The sequence below is a fragment of the Litchfieldia alkalitelluris genome, assembly GCF_002019645.1.
GTDB lineage: Bacteria > Bacillota > Bacilli > Bacillales > Bacillaceae_L > Litchfieldia > Litchfieldia alkalitelluris.
Genome location: NZ_KV917374.1, coordinates 179,579 through 197,535 on the forward strand (window position 1 = coordinate 179,579; position 17,957 = coordinate 197,535).

Below are 17,957 nucleotides of genomic sequence, written 5' to 3' on the forward strand. Positions count from 1 at the left end.
TTTTCAAGGTACGACTTCTAATAGAAGGACAGTTCCTTCAAAACTGACCACAATAAATCAAGCGTCTTTTTATGAATCTCATAAGAGATTCAGTTTCCTTAGAAAGGAGGTGATCGAGCCGCACCTTCCGATACGGCTACCTTGTTACGACTACACCCCAGTCATCTGCCCCCCCTTAGGCGGCTGGCTCCAAGAGGTGACCCCACCGACTGCGGGTGTTACAAACTCTCGTGGTGTGACGGGCGGTGTGTACAAGGCCCGGGAACGTATTCACCGCGGCATGCTGATCCGCGATTACTAGCGATTCCAGCTTCATGCAGGCGAGTTGCAGCCTGCAATCCGAACTGAGAATGGTTTTATGGGATTCGCTTAACCTCGCGGTTTTGCTGCCCTTTGTACCATCCATTGTAGCACGTGTGTAGCCCAGGTCATAAGGGGCATGATGATTTGACGTCATCCCCACCTTCCTCCGGTTTGTCCCCGGCAGTCACCTTAGAGTGCCCAACTGAATGCTGGCAACTAAGATCGAGGGTTGCGCTCGTTGCGGGACTTAACCCAACATCTCACGACACGAGCTGACGACAACCATGCACCACCTGTCACCTATGTCCCTAAAAGGGAAAACTCTATCTCTAGAGCGGTCATAGGGATGTCAAGACCTGGTAAGGTTCTTCGCGTTGCTTCGAATTAAACCACTTGCTCCACCGCTTGTGCGGGCCCCCGTCAATTCCTTTGAGTTTCAGTCTTGCGACCGTACTCCCCAGGCGGAGTGCTTAATGCGTTTGCTGCAGCACTAAGGGGCGGAAACCCCCTAACACTTAGCACTCATCGTTTACGGCGTGGACTACCAGGGTATCTAATCCTGTTCGCTCCCCACGCTTTCGCTCCTCAGCGTCAGTTACAGACCAGAGAGTCGCCTTCGCCACTGGTGTTCCTCCACATCTCTACGCATTTCACCGCTACACGTGGAATTCCACTCTCCTCTTCTGCACTCAAGGCTCCCAGTTTCCAATGACCCTCCCCGGTTGAGCCGGGGGCTTTCACATCAGACTTAAAAGACCGCCTGCGAGCGCTTTACGCCCAATAATTCCGGATAACGCTTGCCACCTACGTATTACCGCGGCTGCTGGCACGTAGTTAGCCGTGGCTTTCTGGTTAAGTACCGTCAAGGTACGAGCAGTTACTCTCGTACTTGTTCTTCCTTAACAACAGAACTTTACGACCCGCAGGCCTTCATCGTTCACGCGGCGTTGCTCCGTCAGACTTTCGTCCAGTGCGGAAGATTCCCTCCTGCTGCCTCCCGTAGGAGTCTGGGCCGTGTCTCAGTCCCAGTGTGGCCGATCACCCTCTCAGGTCGGCTACGCATCGTTGCCTTGGTGAGCCGTTACCTCACCAACTAGCTAATGCGCCGCGGGCCCATCTGTAAGTGATAGCCGAAACCATCTTTTAATAGAGAACCATGAGGTTCTTTATTTTATCCGGTATTAGCTCCGGTTTCCCGAAGTTATCCCAGTCTTACAGGCAGGTTGCCCACGTGTTACTCACCCGTCCGCCGCTAATTAAAGGAAGCAAGCGTCCTTTAATCCGCTCGACTTGCATGTATTAGGCACGCCGCCAGCGTTCATCCTGAGCCAGGATCAAACTCTCCAATAAGAGATATTTGATTGCTCAAATAAAAATTTAAAACTAGATTAAACGTTGACGCTTGTTTATTGTGTTCAGTTTTCAAAGAACTTTTTGCTGTTTTGTCGTTTAGGCGACTTTCATAATATAACATGGTTAAAAAATGATGTCAACATATTTTCAAAAGCTTTTTTTATTACTTGGCTTTTGTTTTTACGACAAAAAATAATATATCATCCTATAATATGAAAGTCAACAGTCTATTTAAAATAAAATCGATAGATAAATCATGTTTATTTTTTAAACCTTCACAGATTTCGTTCTTATGTATTTCGTACATTCAGCTGGAGGTGCAATACGCTTTAAAAGTTGGAAGAGAATTTTATATCGTTCTTCCATTGCTTTTTTTACAATATGATCAATTCTGGAATCATCGATGTCTAGCAAGATTTCTTCCATCTCTCGTTTAACCAAATACTCCATCTCTTTTACTTCCTTTTGATTAATCAGTAGCCCTATCATAATTTTCACCTCATCTTTATTATCCCTTCTAGTTATTTCCACTTATAGAGAAAATATGAAAAAATAATTTCTTATTGATTACTCTCATATATTAAGTTGACAAGCATAGTATGTAGACAAGGAGTTTATATTTACTGAGGGGGATTAACATGAACTTTTTCTTTATCTTAAACGGCAAGAAAGTGAAGCAAGCACTCATCATTGTTGTTGCAGCATTTTTTACCGCAGGTGTACTATACATAGAAAACGGAACATTAAGTCCAGTGTTTTCTTCTGAAGATGGTCCACGGGCAATATATAAAGGCGATGAAAAAGATAAAAAGGTTGCTCTAACATTTAATATATCTTGGGGAGACACGAAGGCCATTCCTATCCTAGATGTATTGAAACAGGAGGGAATTAAAAACGCTACTTTCTTTTTATCAGCATCATGGGCAGAGAGACATCCTGATGTGGTAAAACGAATTGTCGATGATGGTCATGAGGTAGGTAGCATGGGGTATAATTATGAAAATTATACAAAGATGGAAGAAACTAAAATAAAAAGAGATATTCTTCGGGCACAAGAGGTATTTAATGGCTTAGGAATTAAAAAAGTGAACTTATTAAGGCCACCATCAGGGCACTTTGATAAAAAAGTATTAAAAGTAGCTGAGTCGGTTGGATATACTGTTATTCACTGGAGCATTAACTCGGATGACTGGGAAAACCCTGGGACAGACGTTATTGTGAACAATGTTTTAAAACCAATTGTTGGCGGGGACATCATTTTACTGCACGCTTCAGATTCTGCTAAACAAACAGAAAAAGCAATTTCTCCTTTAGTAAAGGGTATTAAGAAAAAAGGATATGAAAACTCAAGTATTTCTGACCTAATCGCCAATGCAGAAGCGACTGAGAAGGAATTAGATTAAGAATAAGCACCACCTCTTTTTCAAATAAATTGAAGAAAGGCGGTGCTTATTTTAATGTGTTTAATTTGTACTTGTCATTTTGGGAAGTATTAATAATTGATAAGCATTACAAATTAAGAGAGGGAAAATCATTAAATACAACCAACTTTGATCGTCTACTCTTAATGCCGGGAACCATTCAATTATCGATACTACAAACATGAAAAATAACGCAGGGATAAATGCTTGTCTATTTGTTAATTTACGTTTTATTAATGCAATAACTAAAGCAAAGATAAAAACTAAACTGGCAACTGTTACATATGGAAGAAGATTATCACCACGTTCTGCTGCAAATGCTTGATATCTAAAATACACTAAATCAAAAAAGACAAAAGCAATAAGGACTATTTGAACAGGATTCCATAATTTTCTAAATATACCTAAACCAAAGCGATGTACTGTTAAATAAGCAAAAAAGCCCATTTGGCTAATAATACTAAATATAAATCCTACTCCAATAAGCCAAAGTAATATTGAGAGGATTTCAATCACATCACCTTGAACAAATAATTCCTTGTAATCATCCCATTTGATTGCAAATCCAATGATGGATGTACTTATCGCACCAACAATTAATGTTGTTAAAAAAAACTTGACCCAGTTACGGCTTTTCACAAAAATATCCTCCAAATTCGATTTTTACTGTTTACAATTTAGACTTTTATTACATCTATAGAATCATTATAACTAAACGTATATTTTTTTGCGATAGTATCATATTAAAAATAGGATTATTCTGAAAGGAGCTTTTTAAAAATGAATAAAATGAAGTTGCTCCTCATCCTTATTCCTTTTTTAGTCATGATAGGATGTGCCCCAGCGGAGCAGGGCGGCAATCAAATGGATTATGACCAAACAAAAAAGATGGTCGTTGATATATTGAAAACTGATGAAGGTAAAAAAGCGATTGAAGAAATTATGGCCGATGAAAGTATGCAACAAAAATTAGTAATGGATCAAGCGATTGTCACTAAATCGATCCAAACGACACTTACATCGGATGAAGGTATTGCATTTTGGAAGAAGGCATTTGAGGATCCAAAATTTGTTGAAACTTTTGCAAAAAGTATGCAATCCGAGCATGAAAAACTTATTAAAGGTCTAATGAAGGATCCAGAATACCAGGGAATGATGATTGATATATTGAAGGACCCTGAAATGGAAAAGCAGTTTTTGGAAGTACTTAAGAGTAAGGAATATAGAGAGCACCTTCAAACTGTAATGACGGAAACATTTGAAAGTCCTTTATATCAAACAAAAATACAAGCTATCTTAATTAAAGCTGCTGAAGATATCCAAGCAGGTAAGGCTGGTAAAGAAGAAGAAAAGTAAGCAACACAAAAAGAACTGACCGTTATTTAGCCGGCCAGTTCTATTTTTTTCGGCGCTATCTACAACTAGTTCTGATGAATTAAGAGCTGTGGTACTCGTCTAAATCTCTTTCAGAAAAGCGGCTTCTATATAGTTTCGATGATTTTTTCCGCGATCTCCATATAAACTTTACCTACACGATGATCTTTTTCATATATAGACGGGGCGAAGTCGTCATTATTCCAATCAGGTTGCTGTAGTGGTAGCTTCCCTAATAAAGTTGTTTGTAATTCTTCTGCGAGTTTTTCGCCTCCACCTTGGCCAAAAACAAATTCCTTCTCACCAGTTTGTTTGCTTTCAAAATAAGACATATTCTCAATAACACCTACGATCTCATGATCTGTTTTCAAGGCCATGGCTCCCGCTCTTGCTGCAACGAATGCTGCTGTTGGGTGTGGAGTTGTGACAATTATCTCTTTACATGATGGAAGCATGGTGTGAACATCTAATGCGACGTCTCCGGTACCTGGTGGCAAATCTAAAAGTAAATAATCTAAATTACCCCAATCAACATCATTGAAGAAATTACCGAGCATTTTCCCTAGCATTGGACCTCTCCAAATAACAGGTGAGTTATCTTCTACAAAGAATCCCATCGAAATTACTTTTACACCAAAGCGCTCAACCGGAATAATTTTTTCACCTTTAACAACAGGTCTTTTAGTAATTCCCATCATATCTGGAACACTAAACCCATAAATATCGGCATCAATTAAGCCAACCTTTTTCCCTAAACGAGCTAAAGAAACAGCTAAATTAACAGAAACTGTTGATTTTCCTACCCCACCTTTACCACTGGCAACCGCGATAAAGGTTGTCTTATTTCCAGGTGTAAGTAAGGATTCCGAAGCTTCCTCTTCTGTCGTATGTTCTTCAACGACTTCTTGTGCTAATTCTGTAAAACGTAATCCAACAGAATCAGCCCCTGCTTCTTTTAATGCGTTTACAATTCGGTTCTGCAAATGAAGCTGTTCAGATGTACCAGTCCTTGCAAGTGCGATTTTTACGCTCACATGGGATTTCTCTTCTTTTACCTTTATTTCTTGAATCGCATTCGTTTCTTCAAATGTCTTATGTAAAAATGGATCTTTTAATTTTGATAAAATATTAAGTACCTTTTCTTCTGTTATCATGCTATCACCGCCTGTTTGATTTAATAAGTTTAGTATATCATATATGGTCATGATTTAACTGTGAGATAGCTCATAGCTAATGAAAAACACCCACCTTTAATCAGGAGGGTTGGTTTCATCAGAAAAATATCTAAGTAAGCCTAAGTAAATCGATTCAGCGACCTTCCCTTGATACTCGTCTTGAGTAAGTAATTTTCTTTCCTGTGGGTTTGATAGAAACCCTACTTCAACAAGAGCACCTGGTTTTTTAGCATTTTTCATAAGGTAAACACTATTAATTTTCTTTGCTTTTCGGGTTGTATTTGCTAAACCGGATCTCAATTCATCCTGAATAAACTTTGCAACTTCTTCATTCTCTTGGTATGCACCATAATAGAATGTTTGTGCTCCACTCCATTTAGGAGATGGAATGGCATTTAAATGAACACTAATAAATAGTTCAGCCTCCGAAGAATTAATCATCTCAACACGCTTTCTTAAGTCCTCTGATTTTCTACGACTGTATCCGGAGGTACTTTCTGAAGCTAAATCTTGATCCTCTGTTCGAGTCATTTGAACGAGCGCACCTTGCTCCTGTAAGTAATCTCTTAGTTTTAAACTTATCTCCAGCGCAATATCTTTTTCTAGAATATCTCCACTATTCGCCCCGCCATCAACACCACCGTGGCCGGGGTCTAACATAATAATTTTGCCGGATAAAGGCAGATTCCACGGTTGTACCGATGCTTTATCTAAAAACACAACTTGAAAAACAGAAAATAAACCAATAATTACAACTACAATACTACCTAGTATCAGTTTTCGTCTCACTATTTCCCCCTCCTGCATGTCCCTTCTATTCACTATATGGGACGAGGATCGGGAATATGAATTAATGTAGTCTTAAACGATATCTTTTTTGCCCTTTGTTAAAACCTTCATTCCACCAACTACCAACATACTCTTCACACGTATAATATAGAGCTTCACTCACAAATTCATGATCACCAGCATGTGTCCAGTAAGTAATAAAATCATATAGGGAATCAATCAAATACTTCTCATCGTAATAACATCTTTGCTTTACACTATCTAACTGCTCTCCATAATAGCCAAACCGACTATATTTCGCACCAAGTAAAAAAGCTTCAATTGCCACATCCATACATCCTTCTTCAATAGAAGAGACAAACAACGTCTTTGAACGTAAGTAGCTCCCAAAGCTAGAGTTAATTTTATTTTTCAGTCCTTCTAGTGAGATTTCTCGAAGCATTTTTCGTTCATAGGTTAGTTGCTTTTCGATTTTCTTTTCTTTAAATGTTGTAATTACATTCATCATCTCGGAAACCTCCCTTATAAAGTAGTTTCCATCATCTAAAGAAGAATCATTCCCACGTGAACAATCTACCTTAACCACCATTATTTGGAATTATTAAAATACAGATATTACATCCTTCTCCTATTTTCACCACAATGAAGGGCGACTGGATGATTACTGCAGGATTATAATTATTTATGTAGAATTATTTTAAGAGAATAAAGATAAGGATGGTTACAGGATGGCTTTAATTGATATGGATGAAAGTAAGGTGTTAGATCGAATCACAGATGGTTTTTTTTCATTAGATCATAATTGGAACTTCACATATGTTAACATTGCAGCTTCACAACTATTGTTTCGCGCACGAGAAGACTTGATTGGAAAAAATGTCTGGGGAGAGTTCCCAGAAGCTGTAGGGTTAGCTTTTTATAACTATTATCACAAGGCTATTGCAGAACAGACCCCCGTTAAATTTGAGGCATTTTTCCCTCCACTTGATACTTGGTTTGATGTTAGGGCATATCCTTCATCCAACGGACTGACTGTTTATTTCCTAGATGTAACTACAGAAAAGAAATTAGCTCAAGAAGATAAACAGCATTATAGGTCTTTATTTGAACAGAATCCAGATGCAGTATTTTCATTCGATCTTAATGGAAATTACTTAAGTGTAAATTCCGCAATGGAAGAGCTCTTAGGATATAGTGAGCAAGAGTATTTAAAGCTTTCCTATATACCCTTGGTGACTGAAGACGAAATAAAGAAAACTACGGAGCTTTATAGTAAGGCAGCTAAAGGGATTACACAAAATTACGAAACAAAAGCGATTCATAAAGATGGTCATATTGTACACGTAAGTGTGACTAATATGCCCATCATTGTTGATGATGAAGTTGTTGGTGTATACGGAATCGCCAAAGATATTACAGGTCATAAATTGACTGAACAAAAACTTCTTAAATCAGAGAAACTTTCAGCAGTAGGACAACTTTCCGCTTCTATTGCTCATGAAATACGGAATCCACTTACAGCGCTAAAAGGATTCCTGCAAATTATGATGGCATCAAGGGATAATATAGAAGATAGCTACTTTGAGATTATGTCAGATGAGATTGCTCGAATAGAATTGATTACAGGGGAATTATTAATGGTGGCTAAACCACAAGCACACCATTTTAATTTTGAAAACATCACCGAGATTTTCAAGGATGTAAAAGCATTACTTAGCTCACAGGCACTGATGTACAACGTGAATATCATATTGGAGTCTGAAGACCTGCCTTTAATTTTTTGTGTCGGGAATCAATTGAAACAGGTGTTTATTAACCTTATAAAAAATGCAATTGAATCAATGTCTGTTGCTGGAGGTGCTATATCCATTACACTCTCTAAGAAAAGTAAAAATGAGATATTTATTCAAATATCTGATCAAGGATGTGGTATTCCAGAAGAATTACTATCCAATATCGGTATCCCTTTCTATACAACAAAACAAAAAGGAACAGGCCTCGGGATGATGACTAGTTTTAAAATTATTGAGTCCCATAATGGCAGAATGGAAATTAATAGTACAGAAGGTGAAGGTACAACTATTACGATTCAGTTACCTGTTCATTGGGTTGCTTGACATTATAAATATTATCATGTAGCAGTATGCCAGAAAGGTAAATTCTATAATTCGATTACATCGATTAAATTTATTCATTCTGAAACGGAATCAGAAGCTCTCTCTGATTCCGTTTTTTACTTTTACTTTCATTTTAAATGGCTGTGTCCTATCATGTTGAATTCACTGTGGTGATTTAAACGGATAAATTCCGCTTAAATTGGGAAATATCACCATTTCCCTAAAAATAACCGGAGTTTTTCCACTTATATGAACCTAATCTTTAGATTTCTTCATATATTAGAGAATTTAACCGGAATATATCCGCATAACGATACTTAACACCCTACTAGATACATTAGCCGGAATTTCTCCGCCTATGAGTTCCTTCCTATACCACACGAAAAACACCACAGCATCAATGCCTGTGGTATTCCAAACTTTTATCATTCCTATCTATTTAAAAAAGACCCCCAACCATAGGTTGAGAGTCTTCCAAAACGTAAAAATTAACGCTTTGAGAACTGAGGCGCACGACGAGCACCTTTAAGTCCGTATTTCTTACGCTCTTTCATACGAGCGTCACGAGTTAATAGACCAGCGCGCTTTAAAGTTCCGCGGAATTCTGGATCAGCTTGAAGTAACGCACGAGCGATACCGTGACGAATTGCACCAGCTTGACCAGTGTATCCACCGCCATCTACATTTACAAGAACATTGTAGTTTCCTACAGTTTCAGTAGCTGCAAGTGGTTGTTTCACTACTTCTCTTAAAGCTTCAAATGGGATGTATTCAGTGATGTCACGACCGTTGATTGTAATGCTACCGTCACCAGGAACTAAACGTACACGTGCAACAGAGCTCTTACGACGACCAGTGCCATAATATTGTACTTGTGCCAAATTAAATTACCTCCTTATTAATTAACCGCGAAGTTCGTAAACTTCAGGTTGTTGTGCTTGATGTGGATGTTCTGCTCCAGCATAAACGTGAAGCTTTTTGAACATTTGACGTCCTAGAGAACCTTTTGGAAGCATACCTTTAATAGCAAGCTCAAGCATTTTCTCTGGGTAGTTCGTACGCATTTCTAGAGCTGTTCTAGATTTTAGACCGCCTGGGAATTGACTGTGACGGTAGTAGATTTTGTCAGTTAATTTCTTACCAGTTAATTCGATCTTTTCTGCATTGATGATGATTACATAATCACCAGTGTCAACATTTGGTGTAAAAGTTGGCTTGTTTTTACCACGTAAAACTGAAGCAACTTCACTTGCAAGACGACCTAAAGTTTTACCTTCAGCGTCTACAACGTACCATTTACGCTCTATGTTATTAGCTTTCGCCATAAACGTTGTACGCATGTGTTTCCCTCCTAATAGTTAAAAATAACTTTGGTTTATTTTATTCTAACACGATTAAAGACTTTCCGGGGCTTTATCGTGGGGTTAAAATACCATACCTAAATATATTATATCTTTGTATCTCCAATGTCAAGGAAATGTTACACCAGGATTAGTTGTCATAATCAACTTTCCATAAATAGAGTCCATGACCTGGGGCTGTTTTACCTGCTAAAGAACGATCGTGTACTTCTAGCATTTGTTCTATTTGCTCAAGTGAAATTCTTTTCTGACCAACCTCAAGTAGCGTTCCCACAAGGATTCTTACCATATTGTACAAAAAACCATTCCCTACAAATCTAAAAATAAGCTCATCTTCATTCTCTATAATACCTGCTTCATAAATCGTTCTAACTTTATCTTTAACATCTGTTTTCGCAGAACAAAAACTAGTAAAATCATGTGTTCCTTTAATTAAATTCATAGCAAAGTTGATCATTTCTAGATCTAGCTGATATGGATAATGATATAAATAATGTCGGGAAAAAACATCCTTTTCAACTGTTCTACTAATTTTATAGCGATATTCTTTTTTTACTACACTAAACCGAGCATGAAAGTCCTCTGTTACCTGCTCGACATGAATGATAGCAATATCATCAGGTAAAAGGGTGTTAAGAGCTTTCTTCCAGCGGACTGAAGGGATATCTAGGGTTGTATCAAAAGTGATCACCTGACCCATCGCATGGACCTTAGCATCGGTTCTTCCAGATCCCGTAATACGAACCGGTGACTTATGCATTTGGGTTAAAACCTGCTCAATGGTTTCTTGAACGGTTCGTTTATTCGGTTGTATTTGATAGCCGTTAAAGTGAGTGCCATCATATGAGATTGTACATTTTAATCGTGTCATCTCGTATCTCCATTAGCTTCTTAATAAAAATAGACCTATAGATAATAATACTAATAAAGCAATCATCATCGTATCTATGATTCCCCATCGTAAAACTCTGAGCTTTGTACGGCCTTCGCCACCTCGATAACCACGTGCCTCCATTGCAACAGCAAGCTCCTCCGCCCTTTTAAAAGAACTTATAAATAATGGAATTAGCAAGGGCACTATCGCATTTATCCGGTCTTTAATTGGCCCTGATGCGAAATCCATTCCTCTTGCAGATTGTGCTTTGACAATTTTTTCTGTTTCCTGCATTAAGGTTGGTATAAAACGCAACGAGATTGACATCATAAGCGCTAACTCATGAACAGGCATTCCAAGCTTCTTAAATGGGTTTAATAGACTTTCCATCCCATCAGTAACCTCAATCGGTGTTGTGGTTAATGTTAATATTGTCGTCATTATGACAAGAAATAATAACCTTAGAGAAATAAAAACTCCTTGCACCAACCCACCTTCATGAATATCAAGGGTTCCTACACTTAATAATACTTCTCCTTCCTTTGTTAAAAAGAGATGTATCAAAAATGTAAAAATCACGACAAGGATAATAGGTCGTAAACCGTTTAAAATATAATAGATTGGAATCCTTGTAAGAAACATCAATGTTAAAGTAAAAATCGTTAATAAGCCATATGAATAAAAATTATTTGCTAGAAAAACAACTGCTATAAAAAGAGATACGAGGATAAGCTTCGATCTCGGGTCCATTTTATGAATGATTGAATAACCTGGTACATATTTTCCAATGATTAATCCTTGCATTCGTTTTTGCCACTCTTTCTAATAAACTGATTCACAAACTCAACAAGTTCCTCCATGGTTAAACAAGAGGAAGGAATTCTAGTATTAAAGCGTTTTTCAAGCTTAATCTTAAAGCGCACTGTTTCAGGGACATCTAAACCGAGCCTCATTAACTCCTCAGCATCTGAGAAGATCTCATCAACGGAACCTTGATTCACGATAGTGCCTTTGTGCATAACAATAATGTGGTCAGCATATTTTGCTGCATCCTCCATACTGTGAGTTACTAACACCGTAGTAAGATGCTTTTCTTTATGCAGCTTGTAAAACATCTCCATCGTTTCTGTTCGACCTCGAGGATCTAAGCCTGCTGTCGGTTCATCTAAGACTATCACTTCTGGCTCCATGGCAAGAATACCTGCAATTGCCACTCTTCTCATTTGGCCACCACTTAAGTCAAATGGTGACCGTGTAAGAAACTCTTCTGATAGACCAACAAGTTTTATAGCTTCCTTTGCTCTCCGTTTTGCAACTTCCTCTGAAACGCCAAAGTTCATGGGACCATAACAAATGTCCTTTTCAATTGTTTCTTCAAATAATTGGTGTTCTGGAAATTGAAATACAATTCCAACCTTTTTCCTAAGCGATTTTAAGTCTTTTTGCTTTTTCTTAGCGGTTATCGTTCGACCATCAATTTTTATTTGACCGCCTGTCGGTTTTAACAAGCCGTTTAGATGTTGAATGATCGTCGACTTTCCAGAGCCTGTATGTCCAATGATTGCAACAAAAGAGCCTGATTCTATATTTGTAGATATATCATAAAGGGCTAGACGTTCAAAAGGAGTACGGACTTGATATTTGTATTCTAGTTTTTCGAAGCGAATGTCCATAATTCTTCAATGAGCTCCTCTTCTGTCATAGAATTTTTCGGTAAAATAATCCCCTTTGAAGCTAACATCTTTGAGAGCTTCACCGGAAACGGAATGTCCAATCCAATTTCCACAAGGTCTTGGTCAAGGGCAAAAATTTCATCAGGTGTTCCTTCTTTATAGATTTCTCCCTGTTTCATGACAATGATTCGGTCTGCTTTAGCTGCCTCCTCTAAATCATGAGTAATAGATAATACAGTAATATTGGAGTCTTTCTTTAATTCTCTAACTGTTTCTAAAACCTCCTGACGACCTTTTGGATCAAGCATCGAAGTTGCTTCATCTAGAATAATCATCTTGGGTTTTAAAGCAATAACTCCAGCTATAGCTACCCTTTGTTTTTGGCCTCCTGAAAGTTGATGAGGCTCGGATTCTATATAATCCTTCATATTTACTTGCTTGATCGCAAATTCAATACGTTTTAACATCTCTTCCCGAGGAATCCCATTATTCTCAAGACCAAATGCAATATCATCTCTAACAGTTGAACCAACAAATTGATTATCCGGGTTTTGAAAAACCAGTCCTACTTTTTTTCGTATATCCCATATTGATTCTTCATTCAGGTTTATATTTTCAAATGAGACTGTTCCTTGATAAGGAAGTAAAATACCGTTGAGGATTTTAGCTAGTGTGGATTTCCCTGAACCATTATGTCCTACAATAGCAAGCCATTCACCACTATGTACAGAAAATGAAACATTTTTTAAAACATCCAATTCCTCTTGGTTATATTTAAATGATATTTGGTCTACTTGGAGTATTACGTTATTAATCATCATGGCCTCCTTAGCACAATCTAGTAACTTATTTCATAGCTTGTGAATCTATTGTATACAAACATATTGTCCAGAACGAATTCTAAAAAATTATTGAGGCTTGGAACAAAACTGCAAATAAAAAAGGGCATAGATCCAGTTAGAAACTGCCCCGCCCTTAAATATTTGTAGGTTAGTTCTATTAAACTAATTCAATGATAACCATTGGTGCACCGTCTCCACGACGAGGTCCAAGTTTCATGATACGAGTGTATCCACCTTGGCGTTCTTCATAGCGAGTTGCAATATCACTGAATAGCTTTTGAAGTGCGTCTTGACCAGACTCTTCATTTGCTACTTCATTACGGATATATGCTGCAGCTTGACGACGTGCGTGTAAGTCACCACGTTTTCCTAAAGTAATCATTTTTTCAACAACAGACTTTAATTCTTTAGCACGAGCTTCTGTTGTTTCAATACGCTCATTGATAATTAAATCAGTTGTAAGATCACGAAGTAATGCTTTACGTTGTGAACTTGTACGACCTAGTTTTTGATATCCCATCGATGTCCCCTCCTTTGTTAAAGATATAATTGGAAGATGAAACATGATTAGGCAAGAAAATGCCTAGTTATTCCGAGAAATAACTAGTCAGTCATCTTTACGTAAGCCTAAACCTAGTTCTTCTAATTTAGCCTTAACTTCTTCTAAAGATTTACGACCAAGGTTCCGAACCTTCATCATATCTTCTTCTGTTTTATGTGCAAGTTCTTGAACTGTATTGATTCCAGCACGTTTTAAGCAGTTATATGAACGAACAGAAAGGTCTAGTTCTTCGATCGTCATCTCAAGAACCTTCTCTTTTTGATCTTCTTCTTTCTCTACCATAATCTCTGCATTTTGTGCTTCATCAGTCAGTCCAACAAAAATGTTCAAATGCTCTGTTAGGATTTTAGATCCTAGAGCGATTGCTTCTTTCGGACCAGTACTTCCGTCAGTCCACACATCAAGTGTTAACTTGTCAAAGTTTGTTACTTGTCCTACACGTGTATTCTCTACTTGATAAGATACGCGCGAAACCGGTGTGAAGATTGAATCAATAGGAATTACACCTATTGGCTGATCTTCACGTTTGTTTGAAACAGCTGGAGTATATCCACGTCCGCGTTTTGCAGTTAATCTCATGCGTAAATGTGCATCCTTAGCAAGTGTAGCAATATGCAAATCAGGATTTAAAACTTCCACATCACTATCATGAGTAAGATCAGCTGCAGTTACTGCCCCTTCACCCTGAATATCAATTTCGAGCGTCTTCTCTTCATCAGAGTAGATTTTAAGTGCTAGTTTCTTAACATTTAAAATGATAGATGTTACATCCTCGACGACGCCTTCAATTGTTGAGAACTCATGCAGTACACCATCTATTTGAATAGATGTAACAGCGGCACCAGGGAGAGAAGATAAAAGGATACGACGTAAGGAGTTACCCAAAGTAGTACCATATCCACGCTCAAGTGGCTCGACGACGAATTTACCGTATTTGGTATCTTCGCTGATTTCAACCGTTTCGATTTTTGGTTTTTCAATTTCGATCATTTATAAACCCTCCTTCAAAACGTCGAAACCTCGGCTAGATGGTTAAACCATTGAATCTAACCGAAATTCCCCAAAGTTAAGTTCCCGAATGTGCACAACAACTGGAATAATTATTCTGTAAGAACTTAGAAATATTTAGTATATCATAATCCATTATAGACACAGATACAAAATCTATACAGAAAAATTAAACACGGCGACGTTTTGGTGGACGGCATCCGTTATGTGGGACTGGAGTAACATCTCTGATAGCTGTAACTTCTAGACCAGCGGCTTGAAGAGCACGGATTGCAGCTTCACGACCAGCTCCTGGACCTTTTACAGTTACTTCAAGAGTTTTTAAACCATGTTCTTGAGATGCTTTTGCAGCAGTTTCAGCAGCCATTTGAGCAGCGAAAGGAGTAGATTTACGAGAACCTCTAAAACCTAACGCACCAGCACTTGACCATGAAATCGCATTACCGTGTACATCTGTGATTGTTACAATTGTGTTGTTGAATGTTGAGCGAATGTGTGCTACACCAGCTTCAATATTCTTTTTAACACGACGTTTACGAGTATTCGTTTTACGAGCCATTTATCTAGTACCTCCTTTACTATTTCTTCTTGTTAGCTACTGTACGACGTGGACCTTTACGTGTACGAGCATTGTTTTTCGTGTTTTGTCCACGAACAGGTAATCCACGACGGTGACGAAGACCGCGGTATGAACCAATTTCGATTAGACGCTTAATGTTGAGTGAAACTTCACGACGAAGATCCCCTTCAACTTTTAGACGATCGATAATATCACGGATTTTCCCTAATTCTTCTTCTGTTAAATCGCGAACGCGAGTATCTTGAGAAACACCTGCTTCAGCAAGTACTTTCTCCGCTGTTGGGCGGCCGATACCAAAAATATATGTTAAAGAAATAACAATACGTTTATCGCGAGGAATATCTACACCAGCAATACGTGCCATATTAAACGTACACCTCCTTATTAATTAGCCTTGTTTTTGTTTATGCTTTGGGTTTTCACAAATAACCATTACTTTACCTTTTCTACGAATAACTTTACATTTTTCGCAGATTGGCTTTACAGATGGTCTCACTTTCATCTTTTAAACCTCCTTGATATACGGAGTGAATTTATTTGAAACGATACGTAATTCTACCACGCGTTAAGTCATATGGTGATAATTCTACCGTAACTTTATCGCCAGGTAAAATACGAATAAAGTGCATACGGATTTTTCCAGATACATGGGCTAATACTGTATGCCCGTTTTCCAATTCTACTTTAAACATTGCATTTGGTAAAGTTTCAATAACCGTACCTTCAATTTCAATTACATCGTCTTTAGCCATCGAAAAGTTCTCCCTTCTTCAAATCAGTAACTTGCTCATTGACAAACTTCGTTATAGCAAAACGTAGTTTACCGTTTGTCACACGACCAGTTTCATTGATACTGCTCTGAACTTCCGGAGATATGAAATCAAAAATTTCAAGATGATTGACATTTTTCTTTTTAGGATTTTTAAACTTTCGCTTATCCCCATCTGCAAGCAATACGAAGCGTTCATCGAGAATATCAACAATGACAGCATACTGACCAGCATCTCTGCCTTGAGTAATCAACACAAACTGACCAACAAGCGGACTTCGATCAGAATCATTCAATACATAATCACCTTCACTTAGGCTTTAGTTAGGATCTCATACCCTGTTTCAGTTATAGCAATCGTATGTTCAAAATGAGCACATGTTTTGTTATCAACCGTCACAACAGTCCAGTTATCAGCTAACGTCTTCACATAGCGACTGCCTGCATTCACCATCGGTTCAATGGCAAGTACCATGCCTGGTTTTAAACGTGGTCCTTTGTTTGGAGGACCATAATGCGGAATTTGTGGGTCTTCATGCAATTCTTGCCCAACTCCATGCCCAACATACTCTCGTACAACAGAAAAGTTATGAGCCTCAACATAAGTTTGGATTGCATGAGATATATTTGAAAGACGCTCACCAGGCTTTGCTTCCTGTAACCCTTTAAAGAGTGACTCCTCAGTTACCTGGAGAAGTTTTTGATTTTCATCTGAAATAGTACCAACAGGATATGTCCAAGCTGAATCACCATGATAACCATTATAATAAGCACCAATATCGATACTAATAATATCACCATCATTAAGTGTACGTTTACCTGGAATGCCATGTACTAATTCTTCATTAACAGAAGCACAAATGCTTCCAGAAAAACCATTATAACCTTTAAAAGAAGGAATTGCACCTAACCCGCGAATGAATTTTTCTGCAACAGCATCCAGTTCTTTCGTTGTGATCCCTGGAGTAATATGTTTAATTAATTCTTGGTGGGTTAAAGCAACAATTTTTCCAGCTTCACGCATGATATCAATCTCACGTGGAGTCTTGCATATGATCATTAACGTAATCCCCCAAGTAGCTGCTCGATATCCTCGTAAACCTTGCTGATGTCTTGCTGACCGTCAATGTTTCGCAGATATCCCTTACTCTCGTAAAAGCTTAGTAGTGGTTCGGATTGCTTCAAGTTTACTTCAAGACGAGTTCCAACTGTTTCCTCATTATCATCTGCACGCTGATAAAGTTCCCCACCACATTTATCGCACACACCATCAGTTGCTGGTGGATTAAACACTAAATGATAGGTAGCTCCACAACTCTTACAGATGCGTCGACCTGTCAATCTTTCCATCAAGATATCTTGGTCTACGTATATATTAATTACATGATCTATATTACGATTTAAATCGGATAAAATGACTTCAAGTGCTTCTGCTTGTGGTACTGTACGAGGAAATCCATCAAGAAGGAATCCATTCTTACAATCTTCCTTACTTAGTCTTTCACGTACAATGCCGATTGTTACTTCATCAGGAACTAGCTCGCCCTTATCCATATAAGATTTAGCTTTTAAACCAAGTTCCGTTTCTTCCTTCATTGCAGCTCTAAACATATCTCCTGTTGAGATATGAGGGATATTAAAATCTTCTACAATACGCTCTGCCTGTGTACCTTTTCCAGCACCAGGAAGACCCATTAAAACGATATTCATGTATAAATTCCCCCTCAGTCCCCTATTTTTTTAAAGACTGGGAAAT

The 17,957-nt window shown here is 38.2% G+C and carries 23 protein-coding genes and 1 rRNA gene; 3 read left to right on the plus strand and 21 right to left on the minus strand.

Annotated elements, in window-relative coordinates; genetic code table 11:
* Positions 1 to 102 precede the first annotated feature (102 nt).
* Together BK579_RS00880 and BK579_RS00885 are read right to left on the minus strand one after the other, a co-directional pair.
* Positions 103 to 1,653, minus strand: a 16S ribosomal RNA gene (locus BK579_RS00880).
* Positions 1,654 to 1,923: 270 nt separating this feature from the next.
* Complete coding sequence (locus tag BK579_RS00885) at positions 1,924 to 2,145, minus strand: hypothetical protein (protein ID WP_078543109.1); 222 nt, start codon at positions 2,143 to 2,145, stop codon at positions 1,924 to 1,926.
* Between the two features lie 149 nt (positions 2,146 to 2,294).
* Between BK579_RS00885 and pdaB the strand changes: the two genes are divergently transcribed.
* Positions 2,295 to 3,059: a polysaccharide deacetylase family sporulation protein PdaB gene (gene pdaB, locus BK579_RS00890; protein ID WP_078543110.1), complete on the plus strand. Its 765-nt coding sequence runs from the start codon at positions 2,295 to 2,297 to the stop codon at positions 3,057 to 3,059.
* Positions 3,060 to 3,119: 60 nt separating this feature from the next.
* Here pdaB and BK579_RS00895 read toward each other — a convergent pair whose 3' ends face one another.
* The gene (locus BK579_RS00895; RefSeq protein ID WP_078543111.1) at positions 3,120 to 3,716 is read right to left on the minus strand and encodes a KinB-signaling pathway activation protein; all 597 of its coding nucleotides are present in this window, start codon (positions 3,714 to 3,716) and stop codon (positions 3,120 to 3,122) included.
* A gap of 141 nt (positions 3,717 to 3,857) precedes the next feature.
* On the opposite strand from BK579_RS00895, the gene gerD reads away from it, so the two are divergent.
* Positions 3,858 to 4,433, plus strand: a complete 576-nt coding sequence (gene gerD, locus BK579_RS00900; RefSeq protein WP_078543112.1) for a spore germination lipoprotein GerD — start codon at positions 3,858 to 3,860, stop codon at positions 4,431 to 4,433.
* A 125-nt stretch (positions 4,434 to 4,558) separates the two neighbouring features.
* On the opposite strand, the gene BK579_RS00905 is transcribed toward gerD, so the two are convergent.
* The 3 genes from BK579_RS00905 to BK579_RS00915 form a co-directional block, all read right to left on the minus strand.
* Entirely contained in the window at positions 4,559 to 5,605 is a 1,047-nt protein-coding gene (locus tag BK579_RS00905) for an Mrp/NBP35 family ATP-binding protein (protein ID WP_078543113.1), read from the minus strand.
* Between the two features lie 96 nt (positions 5,606 to 5,701).
* Entirely contained in the window at positions 5,702 to 6,415 is a 714-nt protein-coding gene (gene cwlD, locus BK579_RS00910) for an N-acetylmuramoyl-L-alanine amidase CwlD (protein ID WP_078543114.1), read from the minus strand.
* Positions 6,416 to 6,476: 61 nt separating this feature from the next.
* Complete coding sequence (locus BK579_RS00915) at positions 6,477 to 6,920, minus strand: YbaK family protein (protein ID WP_078550294.1); 444 nt, start codon at positions 6,918 to 6,920, stop codon at positions 6,477 to 6,479.
* Positions 6,921 to 7,143: 223 nt separating this feature from the next.
* Between BK579_RS00915 and BK579_RS00920 the strand changes: the two genes are divergently transcribed.
* Positions 7,144 to 8,532, plus strand: a complete 1,389-nt coding sequence (locus tag BK579_RS00920; protein ID WP_078543115.1) for a PAS domain-containing sensor histidine kinase — start codon at positions 7,144 to 7,146, stop codon at positions 8,530 to 8,532.
* A gap of 488 nt (positions 8,533 to 9,020) precedes the next feature.
* On the opposite strand, the gene rpsI is transcribed toward BK579_RS00920, so the two are convergent.
* The 15 genes from rpsI to BK579_RS00990 form a co-directional block, all read right to left on the minus strand.
* Positions 9,021 to 9,413: a 30S ribosomal protein S9 gene (gene rpsI, locus BK579_RS00925; protein WP_078543116.1), complete on the minus strand. Its 393-nt coding sequence runs from the start codon at positions 9,411 to 9,413 to the stop codon at positions 9,021 to 9,023.
* A 21-nt stretch (positions 9,414 to 9,434) separates the two neighbouring features.
* Positions 9,435 to 9,872, minus strand: a complete 438-nt coding sequence (gene rplM / locus BK579_RS00930; protein ID WP_078543117.1) for a 50S ribosomal protein L13 — start codon at positions 9,870 to 9,872, stop codon at positions 9,435 to 9,437.
* A gap of 151 nt (positions 9,873 to 10,023) precedes the next feature.
* The gene (gene truA, locus BK579_RS25175; RefSeq protein WP_139365019.1) at positions 10,024 to 10,764 is read right to left on the minus strand and encodes a tRNA pseudouridine(38-40) synthase TruA; all 741 of its coding nucleotides are present in this window, start codon (positions 10,762 to 10,764) and stop codon (positions 10,024 to 10,026) included.
* A 12-nt stretch (positions 10,765 to 10,776) separates the two neighbouring features.
* A complete protein-coding gene (locus tag BK579_RS25180) occupies positions 10,777 to 11,571 on the minus strand; it encodes an energy-coupling factor transporter transmembrane component T family protein (RefSeq protein WP_139365020.1) in 795 nt (264 codons plus the stop codon).
* Positions 11,559 to 12,440 carry an energy-coupling factor ABC transporter ATP-binding protein gene (locus BK579_RS00940; RefSeq protein ID WP_078543118.1) on the minus strand — a complete coding sequence of 294 codons (882 nt, stop codon included), beginning with the start codon at positions 12,438 to 12,440 and terminating at the stop codon, positions 11,559 to 11,561. Before BK579_RS00940 ends, BK579_RS25180 begins: the two co-directional genes overlap by 13 nt.
* Entirely contained in the window at positions 12,416 to 13,258 is an 843-nt protein-coding gene (locus BK579_RS00945; protein WP_078543119.1) for an energy-coupling factor ABC transporter ATP-binding protein, read from the minus strand. Before BK579_RS00945 ends, BK579_RS00940 begins: the two co-directional genes overlap by 25 nt.
* Positions 13,259 to 13,439: 181 nt before the next feature.
* The gene (rplQ, locus tag BK579_RS00950) at positions 13,440 to 13,802 is read right to left on the minus strand and encodes a 50S ribosomal protein L17 (protein ID WP_078543120.1); all 363 of its coding nucleotides are present in this window, start codon (positions 13,800 to 13,802) and stop codon (positions 13,440 to 13,442) included.
* 87 nt (positions 13,803 to 13,889) lie between these two features.
* Positions 13,890 to 14,834 (minus strand): DNA-directed RNA polymerase subunit alpha, encoded by a 945-nt coding sequence (locus tag BK579_RS00955; RefSeq protein WP_078543121.1) that lies wholly within the window; start codon positions 14,832 to 14,834, stop codon positions 13,890 to 13,892.
* Between the two features lie 187 nt (positions 14,835 to 15,021).
* Positions 15,022 to 15,411 (minus strand): 30S ribosomal protein S11, encoded by a 390-nt coding sequence (gene rpsK / locus BK579_RS00960; RefSeq protein ID WP_078543122.1) that lies wholly within the window; start codon positions 15,409 to 15,411, stop codon positions 15,022 to 15,024.
* Positions 15,412 to 15,430: 19 nt separating this feature from the next.
* Positions 15,431 to 15,796: a 30S ribosomal protein S13 gene (gene rpsM / locus BK579_RS00965; RefSeq protein ID WP_078543123.1), complete on the minus strand. Its 366-nt coding sequence runs from the start codon at positions 15,794 to 15,796 to the stop codon at positions 15,431 to 15,433.
* A 24-nt stretch (positions 15,797 to 15,820) separates the two neighbouring features.
* A complete protein-coding gene (gene rpmJ, locus BK579_RS00970) occupies positions 15,821 to 15,934 on the minus strand; it encodes a 50S ribosomal protein L36 (protein WP_003156543.1) in 114 nt (37 codons plus the stop codon).
* 31 nt (positions 15,935 to 15,965) lie between these two features.
* Complete coding sequence (gene infA, locus BK579_RS00975; RefSeq protein WP_009791305.1) at positions 15,966 to 16,184, minus strand: translation initiation factor IF-1; 219 nt, start codon at positions 16,182 to 16,184, stop codon at positions 15,966 to 15,968.
* Positions 16,177 to 16,497 carry a KOW domain-containing RNA-binding protein gene (locus BK579_RS00980; RefSeq protein ID WP_078543124.1) on the minus strand — a complete coding sequence of 107 codons (321 nt, stop codon included), beginning with the start codon at positions 16,495 to 16,497 and terminating at the stop codon, positions 16,177 to 16,179. Before BK579_RS00980 ends, infA begins: the two co-directional genes overlap by 8 nt.
* A gap of 17 nt (positions 16,498 to 16,514) precedes the next feature.
* Entirely contained in the window at positions 16,515 to 17,261 is a 747-nt protein-coding gene (gene map / locus BK579_RS00985; RefSeq protein ID WP_078543125.1) for a type I methionyl aminopeptidase, read from the minus strand.
* Positions 17,261 to 17,911 carry an adenylate kinase gene (locus tag BK579_RS00990; protein ID WP_078543126.1) on the minus strand — a complete coding sequence of 217 codons (651 nt, stop codon included), beginning with the start codon at positions 17,909 to 17,911 and terminating at the stop codon, positions 17,261 to 17,263. Before BK579_RS00990 ends, map begins: the two co-directional genes overlap by 1 nt.
* Positions 17,912 to 17,957 lie beyond the last annotated feature (46 nt).